Source organism: Stutzerimonas sp. Brlt_14 (assembly GCF_051948915.1).
GTDB lineage: Bacteria > Pseudomonadota > Gammaproteobacteria > Pseudomonadales > Pseudomonadaceae > Stutzerimonas > Stutzerimonas stutzeri.
This window is the reverse complement of sequence record NZ_JAYJLM010000006.1, coordinates 344,787-369,161: the sequence shown is the minus strand read 5'-3', so window position 1 is coordinate 369,161 and position 24,375 is coordinate 344,787. Positions and strand designations below refer to the sequence as shown.

Here is a 24,375-nt window from a genome sequence, read left to right as displayed (position 1 = left end):
AGGTCGTGCCCGTGGGGTTGCTTGTGATGATTTCAGTGCTTCGACGTGCCTGCCTGGCGGCGGGCCTTCTCGTCTTCGCCGCGCCGCTCTGGGCGGCCACCGCCACCTATCAGCCGATGGTCGACAGCCTGGCGCGGCTGGCGCCCAAGCTGGACCGGCAGGTCCTGACCCACGCGGTCGCAGCGATGCAGTGCGCGGTCAACAATGGCGCCGGAGCCGCGCAGCGTCTGGCGGTGATCGATTATTCACTGCCTTCCAGCGAGAAACGCCTGTGGATCTTCGACCTGGAGAGGGAGCAGCTGTTGCTCGAGGACCTGGTCGCTCACGGGCAGAAATCCGGCGATAACCACGCCACGCGTTTCTCCAATGCGGTGGGCAGCCACCAGTCCAGCATCGGCCTGTTTCGCACTGCCGAAAGCTACAGCGGCAAGCACGGCTACTCGCTGCGCATGGACGGGCTGGAGCCGGGCATCAACGACCGCGCCCGTGAGCGCGCCATCGTCATTCACCCTGCCGACTACGTGAACCCCTCCTGGATCGCTACCCAAGGCCGCATCGGCCGCAGCCAGGGCTGTCCGGCGGTTCGGCCCGAGGTGGCACGGATGGTGGTCGACAGCCTCAAGGGTGGCCAGTTCATGTTCTCCTGGTACCCGGACCAGCAGTGGTTGCAGTCCTCGGCCTACCTCAACTGCAAGCCCAATCAGGTGGCGAGCATCCTCGCGGCGCGATCGGACGGCTGAATCGTCGTTCCGCATGCAGGCAGGCGCCTCAGATCGTTCGGTGCTGCGCTGAGCGGTTCGCGGCCGAGGCCGCTCTTACAGCGCCCGCTTGAATGGGCTACTTCTGCTCGCTCTGCGGCGTCACCCGCAACACTTCCTCGACGGTAGTCAGGCCGGCAGCGATCTTCTGCGCGCCGGACAGGCGCAGGCTGCGCATACCGTCCTTGAACGCCTGGCGACGCAGGGCGACGATGTCGGTATCGGCGGTGATCAGCGGCTTGATCGCGTCATTGAGCAGCATGATCTCGTAGACACCGGCACGCCCGCGATAACCGGTGTCCCGGCATTCCAGGCAGCCGACCGCCCGTTGCGCGGTGCTCGGTAGCGGGGCGTTCCAGGGTTTAGTCAATGCACTCCAGTCGTCTGCATCGAGCTGCATCGGCGCCTTGCAGTGCGGGCACAGCGTGCGCACCAGGCGCTGCGCCATGACGCCGAGCAGGGTGGCCTTGAGCAGGTAATGCGGCACGCCCAGCTCCAGCAGGCGGGTGATGGCACTGGGCGCGTCGTTGGTATGCAGCGTGGAGAGCACCAGGTGGCCGGTCAGCGCGGCCTGGATGGCCATCTCCGCGGTTTCCAGGTCGCGAATCTCGCCGACCATGATGATGTCCGGGTCCTGACGCATCAGCGCGCGCACGCCGCTGGCGAAGGTCAGGTCGATGTTGTGCTGCACCTGCATCTGGTTGAAGGCGCCTTCGATCATCTCGATCGGGTCCTCGATGGTGCAGACGTTCACCTCCGGCGTCGCCAGCTGCTTGAGCGTGGTGTAGAGGGTGGTGGTCTTGCCCGAACCGGTCGGCCCGGTGACCAGGATGATGCCGTTGGGCTGGCTGGTCATGCTTTGCCAGCGACGCAGATCATCGGCGGAAAAGCCCAGCTGGTCGAAGCCCTTGAGCAGCACCTCGGGGTCGAAGATGCGCATCACCATCTTCTCGCCGAAGGCGGTCGGCAGGGTCGACAGGCGCAGTTCCACCTCGCCGCCATCCGGCGTCTTGGTCTTGACCCGACCATCCTGCGGCTTGCGCTTCTCGGCCACGTTCATGCGGCCGAGGGATTTCAGCCGGCTGACCACCGCCATCGTTACCTGCGGCGGGAACTGATAGACGTTGTGCAGCACGCCATCGATGCGAAAGCGCACCGTGCCCTGCTCGCGGCGCGGTTCGATGTGGATGTCGCTGGCGCGCTGCTGGAAGGCGTACTGGAACAGCCAGTCGACGATGTTGACGATGTGCGAGTCGTTGGCATCCGGCTCCTGATCGCTGGCGCCGAGGTTGAGCAGCTGCTCGAAGTTGCCGACGCCGCTGATCTTCTGATCCGTGCTGCTGGCACCGCTGACCGACTTGGCCAGACGGTAGAACTCGACGGTGAAACGTTGAATGTCCGTCGGGTTGGCCACCACACGCTTGATCGGCCGCTTGAGCACGTGGGTCAGGTTGGCTTCCCAACCATGCACGAAAGGCTGGCTGCTGGCGATGGTCACGGCGCTGGCATCCACCGCCACGGCCAGAATGCTGTGGCGCTGGGCGAAGGCGTAGGACATCAGTGGAGTGACGGCGGCGACGTCGATCTTCAGCGGATCGATGCGCAGGTAAGGCTGGCCGGCACGTTCGGCCAGCCAGACGGTGAGGGTTTCCAGATCGAGCTTCTTGCCCGGCCGCTGCAGGTCGTCAAGCTGCTGGGCGGCGAGGAATTCCAGCGGATGCTGCTGGTTGGCCACCGCGCTGCGGCGTACCGTCAGGCACTGCTCGGCGCTGTCCTGCGCGACCCGCCCCTGGGCAACCAGCTCGCGCAACAGGTCGGCAAGATCGAGAGGGCGGTCCTGGGGGGGCGAGTTCAGCACGGACATGGTGTTCCTTCGACGTGGCGCGCAAAAATCCAAGCTTGCCGTTAAACACCCGGCGTTGTCTGCCGCCGGGGTTCAACTTTGCGCAGCGTTATGCCGTTATTTTTCCAGCAGCTTCCAGGCCTTGAGCGTCCATACCCGATGGGCCTGCTCGACGCGTTGCTCGCGCGCTGCTTCGTCCAGCGGCTGACGGGCCATTTCGTGGAGCTTGGCCAGTTCGCCGTAGAGACGGTCGGTTTCCGGCAGCTCCAGCACGCCGCGCGCCAGGTGCAGCCATACCAGCATGCGCTCCATGCGTGGGCTCTGCTCGGCCAGGTCTTCCGGCTGCTGCTGGTAGCGCGGCAACTGCAGAGCCTTGGCTTCTTCGGCCAGCAGGTGCGGCAGCCATTTGCCCAGCTCGGCGGCACCCTGGCGATCGCCACGGGCGTTGCGGCCTTGGGTCCAGCTGCGTTGCAGCAGCCAGAGGGACGCCTTGAGCGACAGCAGGCCCCAGCGGGTCTGACCCAGTTCTTCGGTGAACTGCGTCGGTGCGGCCTTGCGCACCCCCTCATCGTCCTGACCGGCTTCGACTCGCGGACGCCAGTCCTGGATCAGCATGTCGAGCAGTTCGCGCAGCTCTCGGCTGCTTGCACGTGGGGCGGCTTGGCCGAGGCTGCCGAGCAGGGCGCGCAGTTCGACGAGCTGCTGCAGCCATTCGCCCAGCAGCTTCCAGCGGCCATTGAAGCGGTACTGCTCGGCCAGTCGCTGGCTATTGCCGAGCAGCTGCCAGCCAAGCGCGACGACGGCATCGTCCAGCGGCATGCTCGCCACCAGTTCGGGTACGGGCAGCTGCAGGCTGTAGCCATCGGCGTCATACAGGCGGTAGCCGCGTTCGGCCTTGCTGATGTCGCAGGGCATCAGCGGCAGGTCGGCGGCCAGTTCGGCGGCCAGTTCCAGCAGCGCTTCGGGCTCGCCCTGGCGCAGTTCCAGCTCCAGCTCGCAGATCTCCTCGGACTGCTTGCCGGCCTTGACCTGGCCCAGGTCCAGTGCGGCTTCGATGACGACCCTGGTCTTTCCGCGGCCCCAGGCGATCTCGGCCTTCTCGCGGACGAAATCGGTGGTGAAGATCGGTTTCAGGGTCTTCTTGTCCAGGTCGGCGAGGCTGGCCGGCCAGCAGTCATCGCCGAGCTTCTTGATGTCCAGCTTGGCCTTGTCCAGGTACCAGTCCCACTCGTTGCGTTCGGACAGGCCGGCGATGCTCTGGCCGCGGCTTTTCAGGGTCTGGATGAACTGCTCGCCGTCGCGCCGCAGGCGCAACGCCACGCGGGCATGAGCCAGATCGCGCTCGGCGGTGTCGTAATACTGGTTGAACAGCTCATGGCGCGACCAGCCGCTCTTGTTGCGCTTCTTCAGCAGCGGATGTTCGCGCAGGGCGAGCAGAGTCTCGCGGCTGGCGCGTAGCTTGATTTCGGTTTCTTTCTGCATGGTGCCGACTGGGTGCCTATGATGTGTTGATGTTGCAGCCTGATGACGCACGGTAGCAGGCGTGATGGCCTGTCCGTATACTTGCCGCCTCTTTCAAGCCGGGGCCATACCCTATGCCAGTCAATCCTTTCGTCAGCTTGTTCGGACGTTCGCCAATCGGCCCGATGCAGCAGCATATGGCCAAGTCGCATGAATGTGCAGCGAACCTGGTGCCGCTGTTCCAGGCGGTAATGGCCGAGGACTGGGAAAAGGTCGAGCAGATCCAGCAGCAGATGGCGCAGCTGGAGAACGAGGCCGACAAACTGAAGAAGAGCGTACGCCAGCACCTGCCCAAGAGCCTGTTCCTGCCGGTGCCGCGCTCCGATCTGCTTGATCTGCTGAGTGTACAGGACAAGATCGCCAACCGCGCCAAGGACATCGCCGGCCTGATGCTGGGTCGCTGCATGACGATCCCGCAGCCGCTGCAGCCGCAGATGCTGGCCTATGTACAACGCACCGTCGACGCCAGCGCTCAGGCGCTCAAGGCGCTCAAGGAACTGGATTCGTTGCTGGAAACCGGTTTCAGTGGCCGCGAAGCCACACTCGTCGAAAAGATGGTCGAGGAGCTCGAGGAGATCGAGCGCGAAACCGACCGCATGCAGATCACGGTACGCCGTGCGCTGTTCAATCTGGAAAAGGACCTGCCAGCAGTCGACGTGATCTTTCTCTACAAGATCATCGAATGGATCGGTGATGTAGCCGACCGCGCCGAGCGCGTCGGCAACCGTCTGGAACAATTGCTGGCGCGCTGAGGCGCCAGCGTCCTTTCTGGGTTCAACAGGTAGTTTTCCTTATGTCTCTTATTGCGGATTACGGCTTCGTACTCCTGATTCTCGCCTGCGCATTCGGTTTCTTCATGGCCTGGGGTGTCGGTGCCAACGACGTCGCCAACGCCATGGGCACTTCGGTGGGTTCCCGTGCGTTGACCATCAAGCAGGCGATCATCGTGGCGATGATCTTCGAGTTCTGCGGCGCCTACCTGGCCGGTGGCGAGGTTACCGAGACGATCAAGAACGGCATCGTCGATGCCGAGGTCATCTCGCCCGATCTGATGGTGCTGGGCATGATGTCGGCGCTGCTGGCGGCTGGTACCTGGCTGATGATCGCGACGATGAAGGGCTGGCCGGTTTCCACGACGCATTCGATCATCGGCGCCGTCATCGGCTTCGCTGCCGTCGGCGTATCCACCGATGCGGTGCACTGGGAGGCCATCGGGCCGATCGTCGCCAGCTGGGTGGTCACGCCAATGCTTTCGGGGGTCGTCGCCTTCGGCCTGTTCATGAGCGTGCAGAAACTGATCATCAACACCGATCATCCCTTCGAGAACGCCAAACGCTTCGTCCCGCTGTACATGTTTCTCACCGGTTTCATGGTCGCCCTGATGACGGTGACCAAAGGTCTCAAGCATGTCGGTCTGCACCTGAGCAGCCAGCAGGGCGTGGTCATCGCCTTCGGCATCGGCCTGCTGGTAGCACTGCTCGGCGTGGCACTGCTCAGCCGTATCAAGCTGGACGTGGAGGCGGACAAGACCTTCCACTTCGCCAGCGTGGAGAAGGTCTTCGCCGTGCTGATGATCTTCACCGCCTGTTCGATGGCCTTCGCCCATGGTGCCAACGACGTCGCCAACGCCGTCGGCCCGCTGGCCGCCATCGTCGGTGTGATCGAATCCGGTGGTGCTGCCGACATCGCCGCCAAGTCCGCAGTGCCGGGCTGGGTGCTGCTGCTGGGCGCGCTCGGTATCGTCATCGGTCTGGCCACCTACGGCTACAAGGTGATCGCCACCATCGGCAAGGAGATCACCGAGCTGACCCCGAGCCGTGGCTTCGCCGCCGAACTGGCCACCGCGACCACCGTGGTCGGCGCCTCGGCCATCGGCCTGCCGGTTTCCACCACCCATACGCTGGTGGGTGCCGTGCTTGGCATTGGTATCGCCCGCGGTATCGGTGCGCTGAACCTGGGCGTGGTCGGTTCGATCTTCATGTCCTGGCTGATCACCCTGCCGGCCGGTGCCTTCCTCGCGATCGTCTTTTTCACCGTGCTCAAGTTCATCTTTACCTGAGTCGAGCCGACGCGATCGACGCCCCGCCTCGGCGGGGCGTTTTCGTTTGCGGGTCCCGCCGTCGCGCGTTTCGTGCTTCACTGCACCTTCGTTCCGATCGCATCACGGGAGGTCACCGGTGCCCATTCCTTCGCTCAAGGAGCAGTTCGCCGCGCTCATTGCTGCGCCCTCCGTCAGTTGCACGCAGCCTGGCTGGGATCAGAGCAACCGTCCCGTGATCGAGCTGCTGGCCGCCTGGCTCGGCGAGCTGGGCTTCGCCTGCGAGACGCCGGAGGTCGCGCCCGGCAAATTCAATCTGCTGGCCAGCTACGGCAGCGGTCCCGGTGGCCTGGTGCTGGCCGGACACAGCGACACCGTGCCGTTCGATGGTGAACTGTGGACGGCCGATCCGCTGCGCCTTCGCGAGGCCGATGACCGCTGGTACGGGCTCGGCAGTTGCGACATGAAGGGCTTCTTTGCGCTGATCATCGAGGCGGTGCGGCCTTTGCTGGAGCAGCCGTTCCGTCGTCCGCTGCTGATCCTTGCCACCTGCGACGAAGAAAGCTCCATGTCCGGTGCCCGCGCCCTGGCCGCAGCCGGCCAGCCGCTCGGCCGCGCGGCGCTGATCGGCGAGCCCACGGGTCTGCGGCCGGTGCGTCTGCACAAGGGCATCATGATGGAGCGCATCGACATCCTCGGGCAGAGCGGACATTCTTCCAACCCCGCCTACGGCCACAGCGCGCTGGAGGCCATGCACGGCGTGATCGGCGAGATGATGACGCTGCGTCGGCAGTGGCAGGCCGAGTACGACAATCCGCTGTTCGACGTGCCCAAGCCGACCCTCAACTTCGGCTGCATCCACGGCGGCGACAACCCCAACCGCATCTGCGGGCAGTGCGCGCTGGAGTTCGACCTGCGCCCGCTGCCGGGCATGGACCCGCAGCAGCTGCGCGGGATCATTCGCCAGCGCCTGCAGCCGCTGGCCGAGCAGCACCAGGTGAAGATCGAACTGGCGCCGCTGTTTCCGGCGGTGCCACCCTTCGAACAGCCGGCCGAAAGCGAGCTGGTGCGCCTGGCCGAGCGCCTCACCGGGCACCGTGCCGAGGCGGTGGCGTTTGCCACCGAAGCGCCTTATCTTCAGCAGCTCGGCTGCGAGACCCTGGTGCTCGGCCCCGGCGACATCGCCTGCGCACACCAGCCCGACGAGTACCTGCAGCTCGAGCGCATCGAACCGACCGTGCAGCTGCTGCGTCGGATGATTGAGCACTACTGCCTGCAACCCCAGGCCTGACCGGCCGCCCACCCGACGAACAAGACCTGCCACAAAGGCTTTTCCATGCACGACTACGTCACCTGGCTCCGCGATTCCTCGCCCTACATCAACTCGCACCGTGATCGCACCTTCGTCGTCATGCTGCCGGGCGACGGCGTGGAGCATGCCAACTTCGCCAATATCGTCCACGACCTGGTGCTGCTGCACAGCCTTGGCGTGCGCCTGGTGCTGGTGTTCGGTTCGCGTCCGCAGATCGAGGCGCGGCTGGCGGCGCGCGGTATCACGCCGCGCTTCCACCGCGACCTGCGCATCACCGACGGTCCGACCATGGAATGCGTGATCGATGCCGTCGGCCAGCTGCGCATCGCCCTGGAGGCGCGGCTTTCCATGGATAAGGCCGCTTCGCCCATGCAGGGCGCACGCCTGCGGGTGGCCAGCGGCAACTTCGTCACCGCGCGACCGATCGGCGTGCTCGATGGCGTTGACCTGCACCACACCGGCGAGGTGCGGCGCATCGATCGCAAGGGCATCGGTCGACTGCTGGACGAGCGCACCATCGTGCTGCTGTCGCCGCTGGGCTACTCCCCCACCGGAGAGATCTTCAACCTGGCCTGCGAGGACGTCGCCACCCGCGCCGCCATCGATCTGCAGGCCGACAAACTGGTGCTCTACGGCGCCGAGACCGGCCTGCTCGACGAAAGCGGCAAGCTGGTGCGTGAGCTGCGTCCGCAGCAGATCCCTGCCTACGTCGAGCGCCTCGGCAGCCAGTACCAGGCCGAGCTGCTGGATGCGGCGGCGCAGGCCTGCCGCGGCGGCGTGCGGCGTAGCCACGTGGTCAGCTATGTCGACGACGGTGCGCTGCTGAACGAACTGTTCACCCGCGACGGTGCGGGCACGCTGGTGACCCAGGAGCAGTTCGAGCAACTGCGTGAGGCGACCATCGAGGATGTCGGCGGGCTGATCGATCTGATCACCCCGTTGGAAGAGCAGGGCATTCTGGTGCGGCGCTCACGCGAGGTGCTGGAACGCGAGGTCGAGCAGTTCAGCATCGTCGAGCGCGACGGGTTGATCATCGCCTGCGCAGCGCTCTATCCGATCGCCGACTCGGATGCCGGCGAGCTGGCCTGCCTGGCGGTCAATCCGGAATACCGTCATGGCGGGCGCGGCGACGAGTTGCTCGAACGCATCGAGGAACGTGCCCGGGCGCTGGGGCTGAAGAAGCTGATCGTGCTCACCACGCGTACCGCGCACTGGTTCCAGGAGCGCGGCTTCGAGCCCATCAGCGTCGACCGTCTGCCGGCCGCGCGGGCCTCGCTGTACAACTTCCAGCGGAATTCGAAGATCTTCGAAAAGCCGCTCTGAACCGAAGGCGGGCCCATGGGCCCGCCTTTTCCGTCAGTGCAGGGGCAGTTCGACCGTTCCGCTCAGTTGCACGGTACTCGGTACGCGGGAGAAGCTCAGCGTGTACTGGGGATGGAAGCCATAAAGCATCAGCCCCACTTGATCGCCGTGATTGAGGCGCGTGCTGACGCCGATCAGCTCGGTCTGTCGGCTGCCGACTCCGCGCAGCGGTAGCACCTGATCGTTCAGCAGTTCGGTGCGGCCGCTGCCCATGCGCTTCACGCCAATGCCGACGAACACGCGCGGATCCAGCTTGCCGAGACCTTCCATTTTGAAGTCTGCCAGGGGAATGCCTGCCAGGGTCTGCTCGCCGCTGGCCTGGTACAGCGGCACGAAGCGTGGAGCGGTACCGAGTTCGGCGATCAGATGCGGAGGCAGCGTGGTGACCAGTTCGGTGAGGATCTTGCTGACCTGATCCGGACTGCCGGAACCGATGCCGCTCAGCGCCCCGAGCAGCACGCGTACCGCGTCTGCCGAGACGCGGCTGAGGACGTCCGACAGCGTCGCGGGATCGAGCTTGCGCAGCAGGTTCAGCACCAGATCGATGGACGGCGGACCGACCAGCAGACTGCCGCTCTGCGTGGCGAAGCGCTGGCCGCCGCGCATGACCTCATCGCCAATCACGCCGTGCTCGTTGCCTTGGGTGAAGCACACCCGCGGCATCTCGATGCGCTGTTGCAGCTTGCGCAGCTTGCCATCGAGAAAGCCATACGCCAGATCAGCGACCTGATAGTCCTGCGCGCCGCAGCGCACCCGGGCGGCCACCGAGCCGATCTGGCCGATCTGCAGGCCCGGCAGTACATGGCCACCGTCGGACATCAGCAGATAGGCATCATTGCCGGCTTCGCGCAGGCAGTTGTAGTTCCACACCGCCTCGTTGCCGTTGAACAGGGTGTCGTTGATGCCCTGAATGATGAAGGCATCCACCCGTGGCGTGTTCATGCCACAGAATGCCCCGAGGCCGTGACCGGCCAGGCGCTGGCGGGTACTTTCGTCGACGTTGCCGCCTAGCGACTGGGCGTAGGCCTGGGTGACCCAGGGGGCCTGGTCGTCGATCGCGATCGCGCTGAGGAAGGTCAGCCAGAGGGTTTTCGGCACCGTGCCGGGCGTCAGGCTGTAGGACAGGTCATTCCAGGTGATCATCGGCACCAGCGCATCGAAGCGCGGATCGACACCTGCGCCGATCAGCTGGAAGCCGCCGCCATAGCTCAGACCAATGCCACCCACCAGCGGGTCGCCACGCAGATAGGCCAAATGCGGCGTCAGCGCGCCCTCGGCCCAGTCGAGCAGGGTCTTGATGTCACGGCCTTCTATCTGAGGATCCTGAACATTGGCCCGACCGCCGCTTTCGCCGAACCCGCGCTGGTCGAATGTCATGACGAAGTAGCCGTTTTCCCAGGCCTTGCGTGCCGTGGCGGTAAGCGAGTCGCTTTCGCTGAGATCGGTGGAGCGGCTGCCGCCCCAGCCATGACTGTACATCAGCAGTGGCGCGGCCTGGCCTTTGCTCAGTGCAGGCTGGAAGACGGTGACTGCTATCGGGGTACCATCGAAGGATGTGATGGTCAGGTCGTAGCGCAGGGCCGTGAGTGCCGGTCCGCCGCCGCTGATCGCACCGGCGATCGGGGGGCTGGCGGCGTCGACGGTTGCAGGCTGGCTCAAACCCAGCAGACCACCCAACAGGACGGCGACAGATGTGCCACGCAGGCGGCGCAGCATCCAATGCAGGGACATAACGCACCTCTTTCTGTTGTTGTTCTGGCTTGTTTCGGTTGACCGGGCAGACGCGCCGAGGCGCCCCGGATGCACGCATGACCGAACGTTAGAGCGAGGCTGGGCGGGGAAAATTTCGTAGAGCGGCGTCGCCGCGCGGGGCTGGTCACGCGGCGCTCAAGCTAGAGCGTCTATGACGCCCTATAAATCTGGCTGATGAAGGCTGAGATCAGAGGCTGAGGCTGCGCTGGTAATCGGCGACGAAGCTGTCGAAGTCCGGCTCGTCTGCAGCTTCCATCGCCGCCTGGCGCTCCAGCGACTGCCGCGCCGCCGTTTCGAACTGCTGCAGTTCATCGGCGCTTGGCGCCTGGCTGCGGAAGTAGTCGGCGTGGGCAAGCGTCTGGCGCATGGCGAACTGGCTGAAACTCTCGCCGTTCGTGCGCAACTGCTCGAGCACGCGCGCCGAGGGCGTCAGGCTGCTGTCGGCGACCTTGGCGCGCTGTTCGGCCAGTGCTTCGGCATGCCGGCTGTCGCCATGGCTGCGGTCGAGCAGGGCGGCGACTTCGGCGATCTCGTCGAGCAGCTGGCCGGCCCACTCGCCGAGCGGGACGGCCTCGCCGCAGCGCTGCAGCTGCAACCCGGGGCGTCGGCCCTCCTTGACCACCTTGAGGAAGTTGTCGGTGGCCGCGCCGCACTCGCCATCGGCCAGGCAAGGGCTGTCGGCCAGCGCGCAGAACAGCAGGAAGGCGTCGAGGAAGCGTGCTTCGTTGAGGTCGATGCCCAGCGGCAGGAACGGGTTGATATCCAGGCAGCGCACTTCGATGTATTGGATGCCGCGGGCGCGCAGGGCCTGCAGCGGGCGTTCGCCGGTGGCGGTGACGCGCTTGGGGCGAATGTTCGAGTAGTACTCGTTCTCGATCTGCAGCACGTTGGTGTTGAGCTGCTGCCAGTTGCCGGCGGCGTCCTTGATGCCCATTGCCTCGTAGGGTGCATACGGCGTGGAAACTGCGCGGTAGAGGCTTTCGGTATAACTCGACAGGTCGTCGTAGCAGGGCGTGAGGCCGGCCTGGGCATTGTTCTGGTAGCCCAGGTCGCTCATGCGCAGGCTGGTGGCGTAGGGCAGGTACAGGGTGTCGGCGTCGAGCGCTTCGAGCTGATGCGGGCGCCCGCGCAGGAAGCCGGCGTCCAGTGCCGGCGAGGCGCCGAACAGGTACATCAGCAGCCAGCTGTAGCGGCGGAAGTTGCGGATCAGCCCGATGTAGCGCGCGGAGCGGTAGTCCCGCTCGGTGCGGGTATCGCCATCATCGGCCTGCAGCACCGGCCACAGCGCCTCCGGCAGCGAGAAGTTGTAGTGGATGCCGGCGATGCACTGCATGGTCTTGCCGTAGCGCAGCGCCAGGCCCTGGCGATAGACATGCTTGAGCCGCCCGATGTTGGAGCTGCCGTATTCGGCGATGGGGATGTTCGCTTCGCTCGGCAGCGGACAGGGCATCGACGGGCTCCACAGGTATTCATCACCGAGCTTGGCGTAGGTGAAGCGATGGATCGCTTCAAGCTCGGCCAGGGTATTGCGAGGGTCCTGGTCGGTGCCGGTGATGAACTCCAGCAGCGCCTCGGAATAATCGGTGGTGATCTGCGGGTGGGTCAGCGCCGAGCCCAGCGCGATGGGGTGCGGCGTCATGGCCAGATGGCCGTGGGCATCGACGCGCAGGCATTCGCGCTCGATTCCGTGCAGGCATTGGTTGAGCAGCGGCAGGTGTGGAGCCTCGGCCAGCAATGCCAGGCGGTGGGTGAGAAGAGCGCTCAACTTGTGGATTCCTTCACGCGACAGTCGCCCCAATATGGGGATGGAAACGCCGCTTCACAAGAGGCAGCGTTGCTTCGACCACAGGCCAGGCGTGCCGACTCCGCGAGCGGCTGGTGGCACAGGCCGTTAGAGGCAGGCGAAGGTCGCCTGGGCCTTGGCGATCAGCTTGTTGCCCTGATGCACTTCGGCTTCCAGCACCTGGGTCCGCCGGCCACCGTGCACCACCCAGGCGCGACAACGCAGCTCGCCATCGGTCACCGGGCGGATGTAGTTGACCTTGCATTCGAGCGTGACGCTGTTCGGCGAGCCATCGCCCAGGCTGTGGCTGGCCTGGCCCATGGCGGTGTCGATCAGCGAAAACAGCGCGCCGCCGTGCAGCTTGCCGTGCAGATTGCGCAGGCCGTCGTGCATGGACAGGCTGAGCACGGCCTCGCCATTGCCGACCTGGTGAATCTCCAGGCCGAGCAGGCGGCCGAAGGCGCTGGAGTTACCCACCGCCTCGACTTGAATGCTCATGCCTACTTCCTCAGCTGCTTGGCGTTGGCGAACAGCGCGGCCATGGCGGCATTGGCCGGTGCCGGCTTGTCTTCCCTGGCATGACGCTCGCTACGCGGCGCGTTGCCGCGTGGCTTGCCGCCGCGCGGGCCGTCGGTCTTCTCGCCGGGCGTGTCGCTCATGCGCATGGACAGGCCGACACGGTTGCGCGGGATGTCCACTTCCATGACCTTGACCTTGACGATGTCGCCGGCCTTGACCACCTCGTAGGGATCCTTGACGAACTTCTCCGACAGCGCGCTGATGTGCACCAGACCGTCCTGGTGCACGCCGATGTCGACGAAGGCACCGAAATTGGTCACGTTGGTCACCACGCCTTCGAGCACCATGCCCGGCTCCAGATCGCTGAGCTTCTCCACGCCGTCCTGGAATTCGGCGGTCTTGAACTCGGGGCGCGGGTCGCGACCCGGCTTGTCCAGTTCACTGAGGATGTCGGTGACGGTCGGCAGGCCGAAGGTTTCGTCGGTGAACTGCTTGGGGTCTAGGCGCTTGAGAAACGCCGAGTCGCCGATCAGCGAGCGGATATCGCGACCGGTGTCGGCAGCGATGCGCTTGACCAGCGGATAGGTTTCCGGGTGCACCGCCGAGGCGTCCAGCGGGTTGTCGCCGTTCATCACGCGGAGAAATCCGGCGGCCTGTTCGAAGGTCTTCTCGCCCAGGCGCGGGACCTTTTTCAGCTCGCTGCGAGACTTGAACGCACCGTTGGCATCGCGGAACTGCACGATGTTCTGCGCCAGCGTCGCGTTGAGGCCGGAGATGCGGGCCAGCAGCGCGGCGGAAGCGGTATTCACGTCGACGCCGACGGCGTTCACGCAGTCCTCGACCACGGCATCCAGCGAACGCGCCAGCTTGAGCTGGGAGACGTCGTGCTGGTACTGGCCGACGCCGATGGATTTCGGGTCGATCTTCACCAGCTCGGCCAGCGGATCCTGCAGGCGGCGGGCGATGGACACGGCGCCGCGCAGGGAGACGTCCAGATCCGGGAATTCCCTGGCCGCCAGTTCCGAGGCCGAATACACCGAGGCGCCGGCTTCGCTGACCATGATCTTGGTGAGCTTCAGACCCGGTACCTTCTTGATCAGCTCGCCCGCCAGCTTGTCGGTCTCGCGGCTGGCGGTGCCGTTGCCGATGGCGATCAGATCGACGGCATGCTTGGCGCACAGCTTGGCGAGGATTGCCAGGGTGCCGTCCCAGTCGTTGCGCGGGGCGTGCGGGTAGACGGTGGCGGTTTCCAGCAGCTTGCCGGTGGCGTCGACCACTGCGACCTTGCAGCCGGTGCGCAGGCCCGGGTCCAGCGCCAGGGTCGCGCGCGGGCCGGCCGGCGCAGCCAGCAGCAGGTCATGCAGGTTACGGGCGAACACCGAGATCGCCTCGTCTTCGGCCTTGTCGCGCAGCTCGCCGAGCAGGTCGGTTTCCAGGCTGGTGTAGAGCTTGACCTTCCAGGTCCAGCGCACCACCTCGGCCAGCCACTTGTCGGCGGCGCGGCCGCGGTTGGCGATGCCGAAGCGCTCGCCGATCATGCCTTCGCCCGGGTGCATGCTGCCCGGGGTCTCATCGCCGACCTTGAGGCTGACGCTGAGGATGCCCTCGTTGCGTCCGCGGAAGATCGCCAATGCCCGGTGCGAGGGGGTGTTCTTCAGCACCTCGTCGTGTTCGAAGTAGTCGCTGAACTTGGCGCCTTCGGTTTCCTTGCCCGGTACGACGCGGGCACTGAGGGTGGCGTTGTGCTTGAGGAAGTCCCGCAGCTTGGCCAGCAGGTCGGCGTCCTCGGCGAAGCGCTCCATGAGGATGTACTTGGCGCCTTCGAGCACGGCCTTCACATCGGCGAAGCCCTTCTCAGCGTCGATAAAACGGGTGGCTTCGCTTTCAGGATTCAACTCGGGATTGCCGAACAACGCATCGGCCAGCTCGCCGAGACCGGCTTCCAGGGCGATCTGGCCCTTGGTGCGGCGCTTCTGCTTGTAGGGCAGGTAGAGGTCTTCGAGGCGGGTCTTGGTGTCGGCGAGGTCGATCTCGCGCTTGAGCTCGGGGGTCAGCTTGCCCTGTTCCTCGATGCTGGCGAGGATCGAGACGCGTCGCTCGTCCAGCTCGCGCAAGTAGCGCAGGCGCTCTTCCAGGTTACGCAGCTGGGTATCGTCGAGGCTGCCGGTGACTTCCTTGCGATAGCGGGCGATGAAGGGAACGGTGGAGCCTTCGTCGAGCAGCGCCACGGCGGCGGCGACCTGTTGCGGGCGTACGCCCAGCTCGTTGGCGATACGGGAATTGATGCTGTCCATGAACCTACCTGGGTCAGTCAAGGCATGCAGGCCGGGCCTGCGCGAAAGCCGGCGATTATAGGGGAACTGCGGCGATTGGCCTCAACCGATTGCCGGTGAGCGGCCGCCAGTCACGATCGGATGCTGCTGGAGTCAGCCGTTCGACGAAAAATCTGCTAACAATGGCTGTCAGTAGGGCCGATCCACACTGCGCAATAATGCGCCGTCGACCATCTGGGAGTTTCCATGAGCAGCACTGCGCCAGCCAGCGAAGGCGAAAAAATCCTCATCGTCGATGACGATGCCCGTCTGCGACGTCTGCTCGAGCGTTTTCTCGACGAGCAGGGCTACCGCGTCCGTACCGTGGAAAACACCGAGCAGATGGACCGTTTGCTCAGTCGCGAGCTGTTCCAGCTGGTGGTGCTCGATCTGATGATGCCGGGCGAGGACGGGCTTTCCGCGTGCCGCCGGCTGCGTGAGGGTAACAACCAGATTCCGATCATCATGCTCACCGCCAAGGGCGACGAGACCAGTCGCATCCAGGGCCTGGAGCAGGGTGCCGACGACTACCTGGCCAAGCCCTTCAACCCCCGCGAGCTGCTCGCGCGCATCCGTGCGGTGTTGCGCCGGCAGGCACCGCAGGTGCCTGGCGCACCGGCCAGCGAGGACGAGACCGTCACCTTCGGCGAGTACGAGCTGTCGCTGGCCACCCGTGAGCTGAAGAAGGGCAACGAAGTGCACATGCTCACCACCGGTGAGTTCGCCGTGCTCAAGGCGCTGGTCCAGCACGCCCGCGAGCCGCTGACCCGGGACAAGCTGATGAACCTCGCCCGCGGCCGCGAGTGGGATGCGCTGGAGCGCTCCATCGACGTGCAGATTTCCCGCCTGCGCCGGCTGATCGAGCCGGACCCGTCCAAGCCGCGCTATATCCAGACCGTCTGGGGTGTGGGTTACGTATTCGTGCCGGACGGCAACAAGTGAGTCGGCTGCGGCCTGTTTCAGGCTGCGAGCGTGTCAGGCTCGCAACCTGCCGTCCCGGGCTTGCCGCCGCTTTTTCATGAAGACTCCGCTCTGGTTCCCGCAAAGCTTCTTCGCCCGCACCCTGTGGATGGTGCTGATCGTGGTGCTGTTCTCCAAGGTCCTGACGCTGGTCTATCTGATGACCAACGAGGACGTGCTGGTGGACCGCCAGTACAGCCACGGGGCGGCGCTGACCCTGCGCGCCTACTGGGCTGCCGACCTGGAGGACCGCGACCGCATCGGCCGAGCCGCCGGCCTGCAACTGGTGGCCGAGCAGAACGTGCCGCGCAGCGAGTATCACTGGCCCTACACCGAGATCTTCCAGCGCCAGATGCGCGACGAACTGGGCGACGACACCGAGGTGCGCGTGCGCATCCAGCCGTCCACGGCGATCTGGGTGCGCGCGCCGAATCTGGGGCCGGACTGGGTGCAGGTGCCGCTCTATGCCTATCCGCTGCGCGGCCAGCGCATCTGGAGCGTGCTCGGCTGGTTCCTGGGCATCGGCCTGCTGTCCACCGGCGCGGCCTGGATATTCGTCAGTCAGCTCAACCTGCCGCTCAAGCGGCTGGTCTTCGCCGCGCGGCAGATCGGCAAGGGCCGGCGCGTCCGCCTGCCGATCAGCGACACGCCGAGCGAGATGACCGAGGTCTACCGTGCCTTCAACCAGATGGCCGAAGACGTCGAGCAGGCCGGTCGCGAGCGCGAGCTGATGCTGGCCGGGGTGTCCCACGACCTGCGCACGCCGCTGACGCGCCTGCGCCTGTCGCTGGAGCTGATGGCCAGTGATGACGAGCTGACCGAGGACATGATCCGCGACGTCGAGGACATGAACGCCATCCTCGACCAGTTTCTCGCCTTTGTCCGCGATGGCAGCGACGAGCCGGTGGAAACCACCGACCTTGCCGAGCTGATCCGCGAGGTGGTGGCGCCCTATAACCAGCAGCAGGAAACCGTGCGCCTGTGCGTCGAGCCGATGCCGCCGTTCGCCCTGCGCCGGGTGTCGATCAAGCGCCTGCTGGTGAACCTGATCGAGAACGCCCTGCGTTACGCCGGTGGCGGCGTCGAAGTGGCTGCCTATGTCTCCGGCGACCAGCACGCGCCCTACGTGGTGCTCAGCGTGCTGGACCGTGGCCCGGGGGTCGATCCGGCCGAGCTGGAAGGCATCTTCAATCCGTTCATTCGCGGCGATCGTGCCCGTGGCGGGCAGGGCGCCGGGCTGGGCCTGGCGATCGTCAAGCGCATCGCCTCGCAGCATGGCGGGGTGGTCGAGTTGCGCAATCGCGAGGGCGGTGGTCTGGAAGCACGGGTCAGCCTGCCGCTGGGGCTGCTGCTGCCGCGCGATGCGGTGCAGGGCAAGCCGGCCGAATAAGCCGGCTCGCAGCGCGGTGGGATCAGCCCTTGCCCTTGGTGCGGGTCAGGTGCGGGCCGCCGTTCTTTTCCAGGTACTGGATGATCAGCCCGGCGACGTCCTTGCCGGTGGTTTCCTCGATCCCGGCCAGGCCCGGCGAGGAGTTGACCTCCATCACCAGCGGACCGTGGTTGGAGCGCAGGATGTCGACGCCGGCGACGTTCAGGCCCATGACCTTGGCGGCGCGAATGGCGGTCATGCGCTCTTCCGGGGTGATCTTGATCAGGCTGGCGGAGCCACCGCGGTGCAGGTTGGAGCGGAATTCCCCAGGCTTGGCCTGACGCTTCATCGCGGCGATGACCTTGTCGCCAACCACGAAGCAGCGGATATCGGCGCCGCCGGCTTCCTTGATGTACTCCTGCACCATGATGTCCTGCTTGAGGCCCATGAAGGCCTCGATCACCGACTCGGCGGCCTTCTCGGTTTCGCAGAGCACCACGCCGATGCCCTGGGTGCCTTCCAGCACCTTGATCACCAGCGGGGCGCCGTTGACCATGCGGATCAGGTCGGGGATGTCGTCCGGCGAGTGGGCGAAGCCGGTCACCGGCAGGCCGACTCCGCGGCGCGACAGCAGTTGCAGGGCGCGCAGCTTGTCGCGCGAGCGGGCGATGGCCACCGACTCGTTGAGCGGGAACACCCCCTGCATCTCGAACTGGCGCAGCACCGCGCAGCCATAGAAGGTCACCGAGGCGCCGATGCGCGGGATCACCGCGTCGAAGCCCTCCAGCGGCTTGCCGCGGTAGTGGATCTGCGGCTTGTGACTGGCAATGTTCATGTACGCACGCAGCGTATCGATCACCACCACTTCATGGCCACGCTGCTCGCCGGCTTCGACCAGACGACGGGTGGAATACAGGCGCGGATTGCGCGACAGCACGGCGATTTTCATTGAGCACCGGAAGAAGTGAGGATCTGGGGTTTGTCCTGGATATAGGTTCGCGACGGATCGATCAGCCATTGGCCGTCGACCAGCGCCTTGGAGCCGAGCAGCAGGCGGTAGCGCATGGTCTTGCGGCAGGTCAGGGTGAACTCCACCGGCCAGACATGGCTGCCCAGCGCCAGCAGGGTGCGCACCACGTAGCGGGTCTGGACCTGGCCATTGGAACTCTTGATGAGCTTGCGGGTGACCAGCGGCGCCTCGCAGCGATGGCGGCGCTGCACCAGCGTGCCCAGGTGCGCGGTGAATCGAACCCAGCGCTGCCCATCGCGTTCGAATTCGCTGATGTCGGTGGCGTGCAGCGCCGAGGTGCTGGCCCCGGTATCGACCTTGGCGCGCAGGCCCACCACGCCGAGATCCGGCAGGGCGATCCATTCACGCAGTCCGATCACGGTGTGGGGGTCGAGTCTCTTCAATGGGCGTGTCCGAAGAATTTGCCGGCATTCTAGTTGGGGTGCATGACAACTGCATCCGTCTGTAACACCCTAGAACGATGTGTAGGAGTTAGAGCTGGACGATGGCTGAAAAAGACGACGACAAGGTGCGCCTGGACAAGTGGCTGTGGGCCGCGCGCTTCTTCAAGACCCGCGCGTTGGCCAAGGCGGCCATCGAAGGTGGCAAGGTGCACTGTCGCGGCGAGCGTTGCAAGCCGAGCAAGGAACCGAAGATCGGCGATGAGCTGGTGATTCGCGTTGGCTTCGACGCGCGTACGGTGGTTATCCGCGCGCTGTCGGCGGTGCGCCGCGGCGCACCCGAGGCGCAGACGCTCTATGAAGAGACGCCGCAGAGTCTGGCCGCTCGCGAGGAAGCGGCAGCCCAGCGCAAGGCAGGTGCTCTCGGCATGCAGACCGACGGCCGGCCGAGCAAGAAGCAGCGTCGGCAGATCCAGCTGCTGCGCGATTTCAAACCTGGCTAGTCACGCAGCACAGCCATGCGTCGTAGCAGCGGTAATTTGCCGGCAAGCTGCATCGGCGGGCGGGCGATCCATTGCAGCAGTGCCGCGATATGCGCGGCGACCGGCGTGCAATAACCCCAGCCGAGTGCCAGCGCTGCGATCAGCAGGCCGCCGACGAAATCGTCGCTGAACCAGTGCGCGCCGGCGACCAGGCGCGGCAGCATGAACAGCAGCGTGACGCCTAGCACCACGGCGAGCCGTGCGCCACGGGCAAACAGCGCCATGAACAGGCCCCAGATCAGCAGCACCGAGGCGTGGTCGCCAGGGAAGCTGCGGCTGGAGCGATCCTTGAGTTCGAACACCCGCTCGAGCAGCGGAAAGTGATCGCTCAGGTGGTAGGCAGCGGGGATCTCGAGCGACGGACTGGCATGCTGCCAGCCGAAGTGGCTGGCCAGTTTGGTCACCAGCACGCGGATGACCAGCAGCACCAGCAACAAGCCGATGAAGGTGAATAGCGCCGGGCGCAGCTGGTGCTGGGCGAACAGCCAGTCGCGGCGAATCAGCAGGGTCAGCAGCAGCGCGCCGACAAGGATGTCGAATACGCGAATACTGCTCAGCGCCCACAGCCAGTCCCACCATCCGACAGCCCCTAGCGAGCCGTTGAGCAGGTGAAACACTGCGTGGTCGACGGCGTCCCATAACGCCCGGGTGGTCGGCCATAGCCAGCTGAGCAACAGCAGCCCGGCGAACAGATGCGAGACGAGCAATGGCAGCGGGCGCCAGCGGGCCTGCGGGGTAGTCATGGACATGGCTGATTTCGACTGCGGATTTCGATGGCGCGCGATGGTAGTGCGCGCCATTGCGCCTGTCCTGGCCATCTGCCAGCCGTTCAGCCGCGGTTCAGCTTCGGCGGGCTTCGGGCTGCCATCCGGCGGTCACCCTTGGTCCGCGCTTGCTTTGTGCCTAAAATCGCCGCTTCCTCCGCCGTTTCCTGCGAGCCCCGGCATGTCCGACCAGACCCAGCGTTTTCTCTTCGATGATTCCGATGTTCGCGGCGAGATCGCCACGCTAGACCAGAGCTTCCAGCATGTCCTGGCCAAGCACAGCTACCCAGAACCCGTCGCTCAGCTGCTTGGCGAATTGCTGGCTGCCGCTGCCTTGCTGGTTGGCACGCTCAAGTTCGACGGGCTGTTGATTCTCCAGGCGCGCTCCAGCGGCGCCGTGCCGCTGTTGATGGTCGAGTGTTCCAGCGCCCGTGATGTGCGCGGTATCGCCCGCTACCATGCCGAGCAGATCCAGGCTGGTGCCACCCTGGGCGAGCTGATGCCCGAAGGCATGCTGGCGATCACCGTCGACCCCGCCAATGGTCAGCGCTATCAGGGCATCGTCGATCTGGATGGCGTCAATCTGGCGGAATGCCTGACCAACTACTTCGCCGCTTCCGAGCAGCTGCCGACGCGCTTCTGGCTCAATGCCGACAGCCGTCGCGCCTGTGGATTGCTGTTGCAGCAGCTGCCGGCCGACCGCATCCGGGATGCCGAGGAGCGCGACGCCAGCTGGCAGCACCTGCGTACCCTTGCCGATACGCTGACAGCCGAAGAGTTGCTGGGCCTGGATGGCGAGACGGTGTTGCACCGTCTCTATCACGAAGAGCAGCTGCGCCTGTTCGATGCACTGCCGATCCGTTTCCGCTGCAGCTGTTCGCGCGAGCGCTCGGCTCGTGCATTGATCAGCCTGGGTGAGGAAGATGCGCAGCAGCTCGTGGCCGAGCAGGGCGGGGCGGTGAGTATCGATTGCCAGTTCTGCAACGAGAAATACACCTACGACGCTGCCGATGTGGCCCAGCTGTTCGCCGGGGGTGGCAGCGACAGCCCATCGGACACGCGTCACTGAAGTCAGCGGCTGCGCGCCTGTCAGCCGTTGGTGCTGGTGGGATGGGAACGAGGCGGGGGTGGAACGGTAGCCAGGTAATGAACTATTTGGCCATCACGGCCTCATACCCAGCGCGGCGCATTATCTGGCATAATCGCGCGCACTTTTTTCGATGTAGTTCGCTCTTTGGCGGGCTACAACAGCATGGAGGAATCGGCCCAGGGCCGACGGGAACACTCATGACGCAAGCCACCAACGCCGTGTACACCGACATCAGCACCGCTCAACTGATTGAAGAAGCCGTCAAGCGCGGAGAGGGCGAACTGTCCGCCAATGGCTCTCTGGTGGTGAAGACCGGGCACCGCACGGGTCGTTCTCCGGCTGACCGCTTCATCGTCGAAGAGCCCAGCACCCAGCACAAGATCGCCTGGGGCCCGATCAACCGTCCGTTCCCGGCGGGCAACTTCGAAGCCCTGTGGAGCCGCGTCGAAGCCTATATCGGCGAGCGTGACAGCTTCGTGTCCCATGTCCATGTCGGTGCCGATCCCGAGCACTACCTGCCGGTCAAGATGACCACCGAGACCGCCTGGCACAACCTGTTCGGCCGCTGCCTGTTCATTACCCCCGAGCAGTTCAACCCGGCCGGTCTGAGCGAGTGGCGCATCCTCAACGCCCCGTTCTTCCAGTGCGTACCCGAGCGTGACGGCACCAATTCCGATGGCTGCGTGATCATCAACTTCGCCGAGAAGAAGGTGCTGATCGCCGGCATGCAGTACGCCGGTGAAATGAAGAAAGCCATGTTCTCCGTGCAGAACTTCCTGCTGCCGGACGTCGACGTGCTGCCGATGCACTGCGCCGCCAACATCGGCGAAGACGGCGACACCACCCTGTTCTTCGGTCTGTCCGGTACCGGCAAGACCACCCTGTCGGCCGACGAGAGCCGCTACCTGATCGGTGACGACGAACACGGCTGGGGCGTTGGCCGCGTGTTCAACATCGAAGGCGGTTGCTACGCCAAGTGCATCGACCTGTCCGAGAAGAACGAGCCGGTGATCTGGAAGGCCATCAAGTTCGGTGCCGTACTGGAGAACGTGGTGCTCGACGAGCGCACCCGTCTGCCGGACTACGCCGATGCCAGCCTGACCCAGAACAGCCGCGCGGCCTACCCGCTGCAGCATGTCGAGAAGCGTTCCGAGAAGAACCTCGGCGGCGAGCCGAATGCGGTGATCTTCCTGACCTGCGACCTGACCGGCGTACTGCCGCCCGTATCGATCCTGAACAACGAGCAGGCTGCCTACCACTTCCTGTCCGGCTACACCGCGCTGGTCGGTTCCACCGAAATGGGTTCGGGTAGCGGCATCAAGTCGACCTTCTCCACCTGCTTCGGTGCGCCGTTCTTCCCGCGTCCGGCCGGTGAATATGCCGAGCTGCTGATCAAGCGCATCAACGGCTTCGGCTCCAAGGTCTATCTGGTCAACACCGGTTGGACCGGTGGTGGCTACGGTGTCGGCAAGCGCTTCAACATTCCGACCACCCGTGCGGTGATCGCCGCGATCCAGAGCGGCGCGCTGATCGGTGCCGAAACCGAGCACCTGCCGATCATCAACCTGGACGTGCCGAAGGCCGTTGCCGGCGTCGATACCCAGCTGCTGAACCCGCGCAACACCTGGGCCGACAAGAGTGCCTACGACCAGGCCGCGAAGGAACTGGCTGGCAAGTTCATCGATAACTTCAAGAAGTTCGATGTTTCCGACGCCATCCGCAACGCCGGTCCGCAGCTCTAAGCTGCCTGCCGAGTCATCGAAAAGCCGCCTTCGGGCGGCTTTTCGTTTATGCAGCACCGGAAACGCATCGAGCGGCTCGATGATTGTGATCGGTGAAGTCCCGTGGATTCGATCGGTCGACACCCTTAGCATGGCGCCACCTTTCTCCCGTGAGGACTCGCCATGCATACCGAAGAAGCCATTCGCACCCGCCGCGCCGTCAAGGCCTACGACCCCAGCTTCCAGCTGAGCCGTGAAGAAAAGGACGAGCTGCTGCAACTGGCGCTGCTGGCGCCTTCTGCCTTCAATCTGCAGCATGTGCGGTTCGTCGAGGTCAGCGACCCGGCGCTGCGCGCGCAGATCCGCGAGGTGGGCTGGAACCAGGCGCAGATGACCGACGCCTCGATGCTGGTGGTGATCTGCGCCCAGGTCGACAGCTGGGAAAAGAATGTCCGCCGCGTCTGGGAAGGCGCACCGAGCGAGGTGCAGGACTACATGGCCGGCGCCATCGATGCCTATTACCGCGGCAAGCCGCAGGTGCAGCGTGACGAGGCCATGCGCAGCTGCGGTCTGATGGCGCAGACGCTGATGCTCGCGGCACGGGCCAAGGGCCTGGATTCCTGCCCCATGGATGGCTTCGATTTCGATGCGGTCGGCAAGCTGATCAACCTGCCGGACAACCATGTCATCGCGCTGATGGTCGCGGTGGGCAAGCGCGCCGCCGAGCCGAAGCCGCGTGTCGGCAAGCTGCCGTTCGACGAGGTGGTGATTCGCGACCGCTTCTGATCGCGCTCATCAAGACCCGGCGGGACGGCGCGTTGCGTGCTCCCGCCCGGCCCCAGCGTCCCTGTTCGTGGCGCTCAGTTCTGATTCCTGCAGGCCTCGGACAGCGTCCGGTAGGCCAGCTTGCGTTCGGTACCGGTGGAATCGCGATAGGTCATCTCCGCGTCGGTCACCTCGCAGTAGGGGGTCGGCTTGATCTTCACCGACAGCACCGAGGCGACATCCAGTCGGGTGCCGTAGGTGTAGGGCTGAGCCTTGGCATCATCAGCCTGGGCCAGCGAGGTAAACAGCAGGGCAGTGGCAATAAGGGTTGCACGCATGGCGGGGCATCCTGTTCTGGTTCATAGGTCCGTCCTGTTTTTGCCTGCCGGATCACCTGACCCGGCGTCGCTTGTGCTTGTTGTCAGGAGCTCAGGCATCGTAGAAGTAGATAGGCGCCTAACGGTAATTGCGGTTTCCAATCCGCGCGATTGATGGAAATGCCTGGCCGTTCCGCTGCTGCACCGTCCCCAAGGAGCCTCGGCGTCGCACCCGGC

General features: G+C 65.1%; 21 protein-coding genes. 11 read left to right on the top strand and 10 right to left on the bottom strand.

Annotated elements, in window-relative coordinates; genetic code table 11:
* Window positions 1-26: 26 nt before the first annotated feature.
* The gene (locus VF716_RS16940) at window positions 27-740 is read left to right on the top strand and encodes a murein L,D-transpeptidase catalytic domain family protein (RefSeq protein WP_011911507.1); all 714 of its coding nucleotides are present in this window, start codon (window positions 27-29) and stop codon (window positions 738-740) included.
* Window positions 741-837: 97 nt separating this feature from the next.
* Here VF716_RS16940 and VF716_RS16935 read toward each other — a convergent pair whose 3' ends face one another.
* Window positions 838-2,622: a GspE/PulE family protein gene (locus tag VF716_RS16935; RefSeq protein WP_048328270.1), complete on the bottom strand. Its 1,785-nt coding sequence runs from the start codon at window positions 2,620-2,622 to the stop codon at window positions 838-840.
* A 96-nt stretch (window positions 2,623-2,718) separates the two neighbouring features.
* The gene (locus VF716_RS16930; RefSeq protein ID WP_053527120.1) at window positions 2,719-4,083 is read right to left on the bottom strand and encodes a CYTH domain-containing protein; all 1,365 of its coding nucleotides are present in this window, start codon (window positions 4,081-4,083) and stop codon (window positions 2,719-2,721) included.
* A gap of 113 nt (window positions 4,084-4,196) precedes the next feature.
* Between VF716_RS16930 and VF716_RS16925 the strand changes: the two genes are divergently transcribed.
* From VF716_RS16925 to argA, 4 genes are all read left to right on the top strand, one after another.
* The gene (locus tag VF716_RS16925) at window positions 4,197-4,874 is read left to right on the top strand and encodes a TIGR00153 family protein (RefSeq protein ID WP_015278654.1); all 678 of its coding nucleotides are present in this window, start codon (window positions 4,197-4,199) and stop codon (window positions 4,872-4,874) included.
* Window positions 4,875-4,915: 41 nt separating this feature from the next.
* Entirely contained in the window at window positions 4,916-6,181 is a 1,266-nt protein-coding gene (locus tag VF716_RS16920) for an inorganic phosphate transporter (protein WP_014595539.1), read from the top strand.
* Between the two features lie 118 nt (window positions 6,182-6,299).
* Window positions 6,300-7,451: an acetylornithine deacetylase gene (argE, locus tag VF716_RS16915; RefSeq protein WP_053527121.1), complete on the top strand. Its 1,152-nt coding sequence runs from the start codon at window positions 6,300-6,302 to the stop codon at window positions 7,449-7,451.
* Between the two features lie 45 nt (window positions 7,452-7,496).
* On the top strand, window positions 7,497-8,795 hold the full coding sequence (gene argA / locus VF716_RS16910; protein WP_013981432.1) for an amino-acid N-acetyltransferase: 1,299 nt from the start codon (window positions 7,497-7,499) through the stop codon (window positions 8,793-8,795).
* A gap of 33 nt (window positions 8,796-8,828) precedes the next feature.
* On the opposite strand, the gene VF716_RS16905 is transcribed toward argA, so the two are convergent.
* The 4 genes from VF716_RS16905 to VF716_RS16890 form a co-directional block, all read right to left on the bottom strand.
* The gene (locus tag VF716_RS16905; RefSeq protein WP_053527122.1) at window positions 8,829-10,565 is read right to left on the bottom strand and encodes an alpha/beta hydrolase; all 1,737 of its coding nucleotides are present in this window, start codon (window positions 10,563-10,565) and stop codon (window positions 8,829-8,831) included.
* A 208-nt stretch (window positions 10,566-10,773) separates the two neighbouring features.
* A complete protein-coding gene (gene gshA / locus VF716_RS16900; protein ID WP_053527123.1) occupies window positions 10,774-12,351 on the bottom strand; it encodes a glutamate--cysteine ligase in 1,578 nt (525 codons plus the stop codon).
* Window positions 12,352-12,477: 126 nt separating this feature from the next.
* Window positions 12,478-12,867, bottom strand: coding sequence for a PaaI family thioesterase (locus VF716_RS16895; RefSeq protein WP_053527124.1), 390 nt, complete (start codon window positions 12,865-12,867; stop codon window positions 12,478-12,480).
* A gap of 2 nt (window positions 12,868-12,869) precedes the next feature.
* Window positions 12,870-15,182: a Tex family protein gene (locus VF716_RS16890; RefSeq protein ID WP_440552807.1), complete on the bottom strand. Its 2,313-nt coding sequence runs from the start codon at window positions 15,180-15,182 to the stop codon at window positions 12,870-12,872.
* Between the two features lie 225 nt (window positions 15,183-15,407).
* Between VF716_RS16890 and ompR the strand changes: the two genes are divergently transcribed.
* On the top strand, window positions 15,408-16,142 hold the full coding sequence (ompR, locus tag VF716_RS16885; RefSeq protein ID WP_045633100.1) for an osmolarity response regulator transcription factor OmpR: 735 nt from the start codon (window positions 15,408-15,410) through the stop codon (window positions 16,140-16,142).
* Between the two features lie 76 nt (window positions 16,143-16,218).
* Window positions 16,219-17,550 (top strand): ATP-binding protein, encoded by a 1,332-nt coding sequence (locus tag VF716_RS16880; protein ID WP_011911525.1) that lies wholly within the window; start codon window positions 16,219-16,221, stop codon window positions 17,548-17,550.
* A 22-nt stretch (window positions 17,551-17,572) separates the two neighbouring features.
* Here VF716_RS16880 and rimK read toward each other — a convergent pair whose 3' ends face one another.
* Together rimK and rimB are read right to left on the bottom strand one after the other, a co-directional pair.
* On the bottom strand, window positions 17,573-18,478 hold the full coding sequence (gene rimK, locus VF716_RS16875; RefSeq protein WP_011911526.1) for a 30S ribosomal protein S6--L-glutamate ligase: 906 nt from the start codon (window positions 18,476-18,478) through the stop codon (window positions 17,573-17,575).
* Complete coding sequence (gene rimB, locus VF716_RS16870) at window positions 18,475-18,942, bottom strand: retropepsin-like aspartic endopeptidase RimB (RefSeq protein WP_014821964.1); 468 nt, start codon at window positions 18,940-18,942, stop codon at window positions 18,475-18,477. The genes rimK and rimB overlap by 4 nt, the downstream gene beginning before the upstream one ends.
* Before the next feature lie 101 nt (window positions 18,943-19,043).
* Here rimB and VF716_RS16865 point away from each other — a divergent pair, with 101 nt between their 5' ends.
* Complete coding sequence (locus VF716_RS16865) at window positions 19,044-19,442, top strand: RNA-binding S4 domain-containing protein (RefSeq protein WP_440552806.1); 399 nt, start codon at window positions 19,044-19,046, stop codon at window positions 19,440-19,442.
* On the opposite strand, the gene VF716_RS16860 is transcribed toward VF716_RS16865, so the two are convergent.
* A complete protein-coding gene (locus tag VF716_RS16860) occupies window positions 19,439-20,230 on the bottom strand; it encodes a phosphatase PAP2 family protein (RefSeq protein ID WP_440552805.1) in 792 nt (263 codons plus the stop codon). The genes VF716_RS16865 and VF716_RS16860 overlap by 4 nt on opposite strands.
* Window positions 20,231-20,426: 196 nt before the next feature.
* Between VF716_RS16860 and hslO the strand changes: the two genes are divergently transcribed.
* The 3 genes from hslO (at window position 20,427) to VF716_RS16845 (ending at window position 23,842) form a co-directional block, all read left to right on the top strand.
* Window positions 20,427-21,314 (top strand): Hsp33 family molecular chaperone HslO, encoded by an 888-nt coding sequence (gene hslO, locus VF716_RS16855; RefSeq protein WP_126189262.1) that lies wholly within the window; start codon window positions 20,427-20,429, stop codon window positions 21,312-21,314.
* Window positions 21,315-21,532: 218 nt separating this feature from the next.
* Complete coding sequence (locus VF716_RS16850) at window positions 21,533-23,077, top strand: phosphoenolpyruvate carboxykinase (RefSeq protein ID WP_440552804.1); 1,545 nt, start codon at window positions 21,533-21,535, stop codon at window positions 23,075-23,077.
* A 162-nt stretch (window positions 23,078-23,239) separates the two neighbouring features.
* Window positions 23,240-23,842, top strand: coding sequence for a nitroreductase family protein (locus VF716_RS16845; RefSeq protein WP_013981451.1), 603 nt, complete (start codon window positions 23,240-23,242; stop codon window positions 23,840-23,842).
* Window positions 23,843-23,916: 74 nt separating this feature from the next.
* On the opposite strand, the gene VF716_RS16840 is transcribed toward VF716_RS16845, so the two are convergent.
* Window positions 23,917-24,159 (bottom strand): DUF2790 domain-containing protein, encoded by a 243-nt coding sequence (locus VF716_RS16840; RefSeq protein ID WP_013981452.1) that lies wholly within the window; start codon window positions 24,157-24,159, stop codon window positions 23,917-23,919.
* Window positions 24,160-24,375 lie beyond the last annotated feature (216 nt).

Coding starts and splice junctions, on each gene's coding strand:
- VF716_RS16845 (WP_013981451.1), top strand. CDS start 23,240: ATGCATACCGAAGAAGCCATTCGCACCCGCCGCGCCGTCAAGGCCTAC.
- VF716_RS16860 (WP_440552805.1), bottom strand. CDS start 20,230: ATGTCCATGACTACCCCGCAGGCCCGCTGGCGCCCGCTGCCATTGCTC.
- rimK (WP_011911526.1), bottom strand. CDS start 18,478: ATGAAAATCGCCGTGCTGTCGCGCAATCCGCGCCTGTATTCCACCCGT.
- hslO (WP_126189262.1), top strand. CDS start 20,427: ATGTCCGACCAGACCCAGCGTTTTCTCTTCGATGATTCCGATGTTCGC.
- VF716_RS16865 (WP_440552806.1), top strand. CDS start 19,044: ATGGCTGAAAAAGACGACGACAAGGTGCGCCTGGACAAGTGGCTGTGG.
- VF716_RS16905 (WP_053527122.1), bottom strand. CDS start 10,565: ATGTCCCTGCATTGGATGCTGCGCCGCCTGCGTGGCACATCTGTCGCC.
- VF716_RS16880 (WP_011911525.1), top strand. CDS start 16,219: ATGAAGACTCCGCTCTGGTTCCCGCAAAGCTTCTTCGCCCGCACCCTG.
- VF716_RS16920 (WP_014595539.1), top strand. CDS start 4,916: ATGTCTCTTATTGCGGATTACGGCTTCGTACTCCTGATTCTCGCCTGC.
- VF716_RS16895 (WP_053527124.1), bottom strand. CDS start 12,867: ATGAGCATTCAAGTCGAGGCGGTGGGTAACTCCAGCGCCTTCGGCCGC.
- ompR (WP_045633100.1), top strand. CDS start 15,408: ATGAGCAGCACTGCGCCAGCCAGCGAAGGCGAAAAAATCCTCATCGTC.
- VF716_RS16935 (WP_048328270.1), bottom strand. CDS start 2,622: ATGTCCGTGCTGAACTCGCCCCCCCAGGACCGCCCTCTCGATCTTGCC.
- VF716_RS16850 (WP_440552804.1), top strand. CDS start 21,533: ATGACGCAAGCCACCAACGCCGTGTACACCGACATCAGCACCGCTCAA.
- argA (WP_013981432.1), top strand. CDS start 7,497: ATGCACGACTACGTCACCTGGCTCCGCGATTCCTCGCCCTACATCAAC.
- VF716_RS16940 (WP_011911507.1), top strand. CDS start 27: ATGATTTCAGTGCTTCGACGTGCCTGCCTGGCGGCGGGCCTTCTCGTC.
- VF716_RS16925 (WP_015278654.1), top strand. CDS start 4,197: ATGCCAGTCAATCCTTTCGTCAGCTTGTTCGGACGTTCGCCAATCGGC.
- VF716_RS16840 (WP_013981452.1), bottom strand. CDS start 24,159: ATGCGTGCAACCCTTATTGCCACTGCCCTGCTGTTTACCTCGCTGGCC.
- VF716_RS16890 (WP_440552807.1), bottom strand. CDS start 15,182: ATGGACAGCATCAATTCCCGTATCGCCAACGAGCTGGGCGTACGCCCG.
- VF716_RS16930 (WP_053527120.1), bottom strand. CDS start 4,083: ATGCAGAAAGAAACCGAAATCAAGCTACGCGCCAGCCGCGAGACTCTG.